5 protein-coding genes are annotated in these 7,808 nt (G+C 69.7%); 1 reads left to right on the forward strand and 4 read right to left on the reverse strand.

The features are described from left to right. Nucleotides 1-26: 26 nt before the first annotated feature. The gene (locus JK364_RS35540; protein WP_201855477.1) at nt 27-725 is read left to right on the forward strand and encodes an alpha-ketoglutarate-dependent dioxygenase AlkB family protein; all 699 of its coding nucleotides are present in this window, start codon (nt 27-29) and stop codon (nt 723-725) included. Here the strand turns inward: JK364_RS35540 and JK364_RS35545 are convergent. From JK364_RS35545 to JK364_RS35560, 4 genes are all read right to left on the reverse strand, one after another. Further along, nucleotides 701-1,903: a cytochrome P450 gene (locus JK364_RS35545; RefSeq protein WP_201855478.1), complete on the reverse strand. Its 1,203-nt coding sequence runs from the start codon at nt 1,901-1,903 to the stop codon at nt 701-703. The two genes, JK364_RS35540 and JK364_RS35545, sit on opposite strands and share 25 nt — an antisense overlap. Nucleotides 1,904-1,978: 75 nt before the next feature. Continuing rightward, nucleotides 1,979-3,205: an LLM class flavin-dependent oxidoreductase gene (locus JK364_RS35550; protein ID WP_201855479.1), complete on the reverse strand. Its 1,227-nt coding sequence runs from the start codon at nt 3,203-3,205 to the stop codon at nt 1,979-1,981. 126 nt (nt 3,206-3,331) lie between these two features. Further along, nucleotides 3,332-4,087, reverse strand: coding sequence for an arylamine N-acetyltransferase family protein (locus tag JK364_RS35555; RefSeq protein ID WP_201855480.1), 756 nt, complete (start codon nt 4,085-4,087; stop codon nt 3,332-3,334). A gap of 65 nt (nt 4,088-4,152) precedes the next feature. Next, complete coding sequence (locus JK364_RS35560; RefSeq protein ID WP_307841472.1) at nt 4,153-7,794, reverse strand: type I polyketide synthase; 3,642 nt, start codon at nt 7,792-7,794, stop codon at nt 4,153-4,155. Nucleotides 7,795-7,808: the final 14 nt, after the last annotated feature.

A 7,808-nucleotide genomic window follows, 5' to 3' on the forward strand; every position in this document is an offset into this window, starting at 1 on the left:
AGTCCTCGTCCGCGGAGAATCCCCGTATGAACGCCCTGATCCCCCGCCCACGTCTCGAGGTGGCCCCCGGCGCCGTCCATGTGCCGGGCTGGCTCAGCCTCGAGCGGCAGCGCGAGCTGGTCATCGCCTGCCGGGGCTGGGCCACCGGCCCGGTCCCGATCCGGCACACCAAGCTGCCGCGCGGGGGCGTCATGTCGGTGCGGACGGTGTGCATCGGCTGGCACTGGCAGCCCTATGCGTACACCCGAACCGCCGACGATGTGAACGGCGCGCGGGTCGCCGAATTCCCTTACTGGATGGTCGAGTTGGGCCGTCGTGCGCTGGCCGACGCATACGACGACGAGACGGCCAGTGAGGGCTACACCCCCGACACCGCACTCATCAACTTCTACGACGCCCAGGCGAAACTCGGCATGCACCAGGACAAGGACGAGCGGTCATCCGCCCCGGTGGTCTCGCTCACCATCGGCGACAGCTGCGTTTTCCGCTTCGGCAACACCGAGACCCGGACCAGGCCCTACACCGACCTCGAACTCGCCTCCGGCGATCTGTTCGTCTTCGGCGGCCCCTCCCGCTACGCGTACCACGCCGTCCCCAAGATCCTGCCGGGAACCGGCGACCCGGCCACCGGACTGAAGTCCGGACGGCTGAACATCACCATGCGGGTCACCGGCCTGGCCGATCCGACACCGTCCCGCGATCACCCAGCGCCCGCGGGCCGCTGAGCCTCGAACTCGACGGGGAGCGTGGTCAGCGAGCGGATGAACGGGTTCTTGCTGTGGCCGATCTCGGAGGCGGGAACGCCCAGCCGAAGGCCGGGGAAGCGCCGGACCAGGCTCTCCAGGGCGATCTGCCCCTCCACCCTGGCCAGCGGCGCACCGATGCAGTAGTGGATGCCGTGGCCGAACTGGAGATGCGCGGCGGAGTCCCTCGTCAGGTCCAGCCGCTCGCCGTCGGTGAAGTGTGCCGGGTCGGAGTGTGCGGCGTCCATGTCCAGGAGCACCTGGTCGCCGGCGCGGATGGGTACGGAGCCGATCTCCACGTCCTCGTTGGCGAAACGCACGACGAGGATGCCCGGCCCGGCGTGCCGGAGCAGCTCCTCCAGGCCGCGCCCGGCCAGCTCGGGGTCCTTGCGCAGCAGCTCCATCTGGTCCGGCCGGGACAGCAGCGAGAAGACCGCGTTGCTGATGAAGCTGCCGGTCAGCTCGTATCCGGCGATCAGCATCATCCGGGCGGTGGCGACCACCTCGCGGTGGCTGAGCCGGTCGTCCTCGTGTGCGGACATCAGATCGCTGATCAGGTCGTCCTCCGGGGCCTTCCGCCGGGCCTCGGCGAGGTCCTCCATGTACGCCCACAGCTTGGCGGAGGCGTCCTGGGAACGCGCGGCGGTGTCCGGGTCCAGCGGGGGCGTGAGCATCAGGTCGGCCCACTGGTGGAATTCGGTGCGGTCGGCGATGGGCACACCGAGGAGTTCACAGATCACCTGCATGGGCAGCGGGATGGCCAGCGCGGTGACGAGATCGGCCCGGCCGTCGACGGCGATCCGGTCCAGCAGTGTGTCGGTGATCTCCTGCACCCGCGGCCGCAGACCCTCCACCCTGCGGGTCGTGAACGCCTTGGCGAGCAGCCTGCGCAGCCGGGTGTGCTGGGGCGGATTGGTGCCGGGCAGCGTGTCCTCGAACAGCCCGCTCACCGGAGTGGTCTGGCCCTGGGAGGCGGCGTAGGCGGCGGCCGGGCTCATGCCGGGGTGTCCGAGACAGTCCCGGGCGTCTTCGTAGCGGGAGACGAGCCACGCCGTGGTGCCGTTCATCGTGATCTGCCGCGGGGGGCCGTGTTTGCGCAGCTCCTCGGCGACGGTCTGCGGGTCGAGGATGCGAAGTTCTTCTTCGGGGGTGTCAGCCATGGCGGTACCACGTTCTCCTTCTGCTTCGGTGATGGCGATGCGAATGCTGTGTCGGCTCCGGTGTCAGCTGTGGTGTCAGCTCTGGCTCCGGGCGGGGATGATGTAGTCGGGGTCGGCCGTCCGTGGCGGCTCGCGCCGGGCCATGGCGGCGTCGATGGCGGGCCGGAGCCGGGCCGCCTTCAGCCGTTCGGCGGTCTCGTCGCGCTCCTTGAACTCCGGCATCACCTCGTTGGCGAAGAGCTCCAGCGATGCGCAGATGTGCTCGTGCCGGGTGCCGCCGCCCTGGACGAGGAAGATCGCCTGGTCCAGTCCGGCCTCCTCGTGCAGTCGCAGGAAGTCGCGTATCTGGCGCGGAGTGCCCACCGCGCCCCGGGCCGGGTTGCCCAGTGGCATACCGGGCTTGCCGAAGGCGGAGCGGCCCATACCGTGCTTGTCGCGGTCGCGCTGGAACTCCTCCCACAGCCGGGTGCGGCCCGGTGCGGCGGTGCCGAAGCCCGCGTAGAAGCCGAGGCCGAAGTTGAAGAACTGGACGCCGTCGACGGCGCGTTCCACCGCCGTGGTCTCGTCCTCGTGGCAGAACATCGGAATGGTCGCGGCGATTTGGGCATTGACCGCGAACCCGGCGGGCACGCAGTCCGCGGACTCGATGCCCGAGTAGTAGGCATCGACCCACTTCTTGGTCTCCGCGGGTCCGAAGAAGGAGAAGTTCAGCGCTCCGAGGCCCTTGGTGGCCGCGATGCGGATCGCGTCCCGGTTTCCGCAGGCCATCCACATCGGCGGATGTGGTTTCTGCCGCGGCTTGGGCAGCACATTGCGGATGGGAGCGGACACATACTTGCCCTCGCACCCGGCGAAGGGCTCCTCGACGAACATACGGGCGACGGCGTCCACCGCCTCCGCCCACTGGTCCCGTTTGACGGAGCGCTCCACGCCGAATCCGCCCAGCTCGGTGGGGGTGGTGGACTCGCCCGTGCCGAAGTCCACACGCCCGTCGGAGAGCAGATCCAGCGTGGCGATCCGCTCGGCCACCCGTGCCGTCGGATTGAATCCCGGGGGCATCAGAGCCACCGCGTGACCGATGCGGATGCGGCTGGTGCGCTGGCTGACCGCCCCGAGGAACACCTCCGGCGCGGACATGTGCGAGTACTCCTCCAGGAAGTGGTGCTCAGGGCACCACACATGGTCGAAGCCGAGCCGGTCGGCCAGCTCGATCTCTTCCAACATGTCGTGGAACAGGTGGTGTTCGGAGTCCTGGGTCCAGGGGCGGGGCAGCTGGGCCCCGTACAGCAAGCCGAATTTCATGGCGCATCATCACTCTCATCTGCTGGTCGTCGGCGGCGGGCTGGGTCGGGACCACTGGCTGGGACGGGACCGCCGGCTGGGACGGGCCGGGACGGGGATGGCGGCACCCGGGCGGCACCGGTTCGGTCAGTCGCGACCGTCCCAGTACGTGTCGAGCACCTGGGCGCGCTGTTCCGGATCGACGAGGAGGGTGACCTTCTCATGGCCGTCCGCCACGATCGTGAACATGTTGTTGGTGAGGAAGACCTGCCCTTTGTCGATGGCGCGCCTGCGCCGGCGCATCGCCGCCAGGATGGCTGGGCCATTGCCCTCGCCGACACCGGCCCAGGCTTCATAGGCCCTGGGCTCGGTGGTGAAGCGGTAGGTGGTGCGCCAGTCGTGGTCCAGGGTCTTGGCCTGCAGCACGAGATAGCCGTCCCGCCGGATCAGCCGGAACGCACAGCCGTACTGCCACTGCACCTCCTCGGACAGGCGCAGCGGCTCGGTGAAGCACAGACCGGCGTGTCCTACGTCGGCCAGCCACTCCTGCCCCTCGATACGGACGAGCATCAGCATGTGCTCGGGGTCGGGGGCGAAGATGTCACCGGGCAGATACGTGCCTCCGCTGATGACGTCCAGGTCATAGCCCAGGTCGCGGAGCAACCGGGCGAACAGGGTGTTCAGCTCCAGACACATGCCACCGTCGCCGGTCGGCACGATGGCCGCGAAGGCCTTGTCGATATCGATGTCGGCCATGTTCTCCGCGCTGAGGCGGTGGGTGTGGTTGGTGTCGTAGGGGACCGTCATCAGATGGCTGCGGTGCAATTGCCGCAGGTTCGGCAGGGTGGGGGCAGGTGGCTGGGAGAACCCCAGATGCGCCAGGTACGTGTCCGTGCTGAACATGTGCGATCCCTTTCTTGCCGCTTCGGTCGGTGCCGGTCCGGCTGAACCGGGTGTGCTGGACGGAGTCACTCCCGGGCGGCTCCGGGGGCCGGGGCGGCCTCGGCGGCCGGGGCCTCGGTCTCGGTCCCGGGGGCCAGGGCGGCCTCGGGAGCCGGGGCGGATCCGGGCGGAGCGTCCGCGTCCGCCTTCTCCAGCTCGTCCCGCAGTTGCCAGGCCAGCATCCGGAGGGTCGGGTGGTCGAAGACAAAGCTGGGAGGCAGCCGCAGCGCGGTGCGCTTGGCCAGGCGATCGCGTAGTTCCACCGCCATCAGTGAGTCCAGACCGATCTCGGTGAACAGAACGTCGGGGTCGAGGGTGGCGGCCGCCGAGTGTCCCAGAACCCGGGCGGCCTCCTGCTGCACCATGTCCAGCAGAATCCGCTCCCGCTCCTCGGGGGTCGCCCCGGCCAGCCGACCGGTCACCAGGTCCTGATCGGCCATGGCCCGAGGGGCAGCGGTTCGGCGAGCCGCCGGGGCCAGCCGGTGCAGCAGCGGGTGGACCACCCCGCCGGTGGCTTGGGTGCGGAGCGCGCCGAGGTCCAGCTTGAGGGGGAGGACCGTGGGTTCGCCCGTACGCAGCGCGGTGTCGAAGAGTTCCATGCCCTCGGCCGGGGACAAGGGGGCGACACCGCCGCGTGTCATACGGCGCTGGTCGGCATCGCCGAGGCGGCCGGTCATCCCCGTTCCGGCGGCCTGCTGCCACATGCCCCAGGCCAGGGACACGGCGGGCAGCCCCTGGGCCCGGCGCTGATGGGCCAGCGCATCCAGATAGGCGTTGGCGGCCGCGTAGTTGCCCTGTCCCGCGTTGCCCAGGGTGCCGGCGGCGGAGGAGAACAGGACGAAGGCGGAGAGGTCCAGGTCCCGGGTCAGCTCATGCAGATGGAGCGCTCCGTCCACCTTCGGCCGGAACACCGCGTCCATACGCTCCGGGGTCAACGCGGTCAGCACGCCGTCATCCAGAACACCGGCCGTATGCACCACCGCCGACAACGGAACATCGTCTGGGACAGCGTCCAGCAGCCCGGCCACCTCGCCCCGGTCGGCCACATCGCATGCCACGATCCGTATCCGCGCCCCTGCCTCGGCCAACTCCGCCTCCAACTCGGCGGCACCGGGCGCCCCAGGCCCGCTCCGACTGGCCAACACCAGACTCCGCACCCCATGCACGGTCACCAGATGCCGCGCCACCACCCCGCCCAGCGCCCCCGTACCACCCGTCACCAACACCGTCCCGCCGGAACCCAAACCACCCGGACTGGCTTGGGGCACATCCACGACACGGGTGAGGTGCCGGGCGAAGCAGGTGGTGTCACGCAGGGCCAGTTGGCGCTGGTCACCGGCGAGCAGCGCAGGTAGCAACGCGGTGGGTATCGTCGCCTCTTCGATGTCGAGGAGGAGAATCCGCCCTGGGTTCTCCGCTTGTGCGGATCCCACCAGCCCCCATACGGCAGCCGATGCCGGCTCGACCGGATCGGCCTCCCGGACAGCGACGGCACCCCGCGTCACCACGACCAGTCGGCTGGACGCCAACGAGGGCTCGGCCAGCCACGCCTGTACGACCCGGAGCACCCGCCCGGTCAGCTCCCGAACATCGGCTGTGCCGCCGCCGAGGTCCAGCAGAAGCACGTCCGGTGGGGAAGTGTCCGGCGTCGTGGCCAGGCGGTGTACGTCCTCGGCGTCGGCCAGCGATACGGGCTCCACGGTCGTAGCGTCCGGCCGAACCGACAGCTCTTCCCATGCGACGCGGAACATCCGGTCCGCCGTCGCCGCCGTGCCGAGCTGCTCGGCGCTGACCGGACGGGACACCACCGAGCCCACCGAAGCCACGGGGGCGCCGCTCTCATCGGCCAGTTCCAGGGACATCGTGTTCGGGCCGGACGGTGTCACGCGTACCCGCAGCGCTGAGGCCCCGGAGGCACGCAGCACCACCTCGCGATAGGCGAACGGCAGCACGAGCTCCGCATCGGCTTCGTCTTCGTCGCGGTCGTGGAAGGCGACGGTGTGCATGGCCGCGTCGAGGAGCGCCGGGTGGAGCCCGAACCCCGCCGCCTGAACCCGATGTTCCTCCGGCAGAGCCACCTCCGCGTACACCGCACCATCCAGCCGCCAGGCCGCCCGCACCCCCTGGAACACCGGCCCGTACCGATAGCCGACCTGTTCCAGACCGTCGTACAGGCCCTCCACGTCCCCCGGATCCACCGCCACCGCACCCTCCGGAGGCCACACCGACAGCCCTGTGCCGGGAGCGGAGATCTCATCCGCAGGGCACAACGTCCCTGTGGCGTGCCGCACCCACGCAGCACCCAGACCAGCATCTTCCGCCCGCGAATACACCCGCACGCCGCGCCGACCGCCCTCATCGGCCTCCGCCACACTCACCCGCATCCGCACCGCCCCGCCCTCCGCCAACACCAGCGGAGCCTCCATCACCAACTCCTCCACGCCACCGCACCCCACCTCATCACCGGCCCGCATTACCAACTCCACAAACGCCGCCCCCGGCAACAACACCGCACCCGCAGCCACATGATCAGCCAGCCACGGATGCGTACGCAGCGACAGTCGCGAGGCGAACAACACCTCACCCGACCCCGGCACCTCCGTCACCGCACCCAACAACGGATGCTCCACGCCCGCCAGCCCGGCAGACGCCACATCACCGGCTCCACTCCCGTCCCCCACCAACCAGTAGTGCTCCCGCTGGAACGCATACGTCGGCAGATCCGAGATATGGGCGGGCAGCACCGTGTTGCCGAACAGGGCACCGAAATCGAGTCGTACGCCTGCCACATGCAGTTGAGCGACGGCGGACATCAGCGCCCGGGGCTCGTCGCCCTCCCGCCGCAACGACGGCACCACCACGGACCCTTCGGCCGACTCCTCCGGCAGACAGTCCCCGACCATCGCGGACAGCACCGCGTCCGGCGCCAACTCCAGGTACGTGCTGACGCCATAGTCGGCAAGCGCCCGCACACCATCCGCGAACCGCACCGCCGAACGCACATGCTCCACCCAGTACTCGGGGGAACACACCGTCTCCGTGTCCGCTAGTTGCCCGGTCACATTGGACACCAGAGGGACCACCGGGGCAGCGAACGACACGTCGGCGATCGCTTCGCGGAACTCCTGCAGCATCGGTTCCATACGGGCGGAGTGGAACGCGTGCGAGACCGCCAGACGCCTTGTCCGGCACCCCTGCTCCGACAACTCCTGCGCCACCCGCAGCACCGCCTCCTCATCACCGGAGAGCACCACCGCCACAGGACCATTCACCGCCGCGACATCCACCCCCGACACCAGCAACGGACGCACCCGCTCCTCACCCGCGCCCACCGCCACCATCGCGCCGCCTTCCGGCAACGCCTCCATCAACCGACCCCGCGCCGCCACCAGTACGGCCGCGTCTTCCAGCGTCAACACGCCCGCCACATGCGCCGCCGTCACCTCACCCACCGAATGCCCACCGACGACATCCGGCGCCACGCCCCAGGACTCCACCAGCCGGAACAACGCGGTCTCGAACGCGAACAGCGCGGCCTGAGCGAACACCGTCCGCTCCAGCAGCTCCCCCTCCCCGAACACCACCTCCCGCACCGAACCCGACACACCACCCGCACCCAACTCCCGATCCAACGCCTCACACACCGCATCAAAGGCATCCCGAAACACCGGGAACACCTCAC

This window comes from Streptomyces endocoffeicus (genome assembly GCF_016741935.1).
Lineage (GTDB): Bacteria > Actinomycetota > Actinomycetes > Streptomycetales > Streptomycetaceae > Streptomyces > Streptomyces endocoffeicus.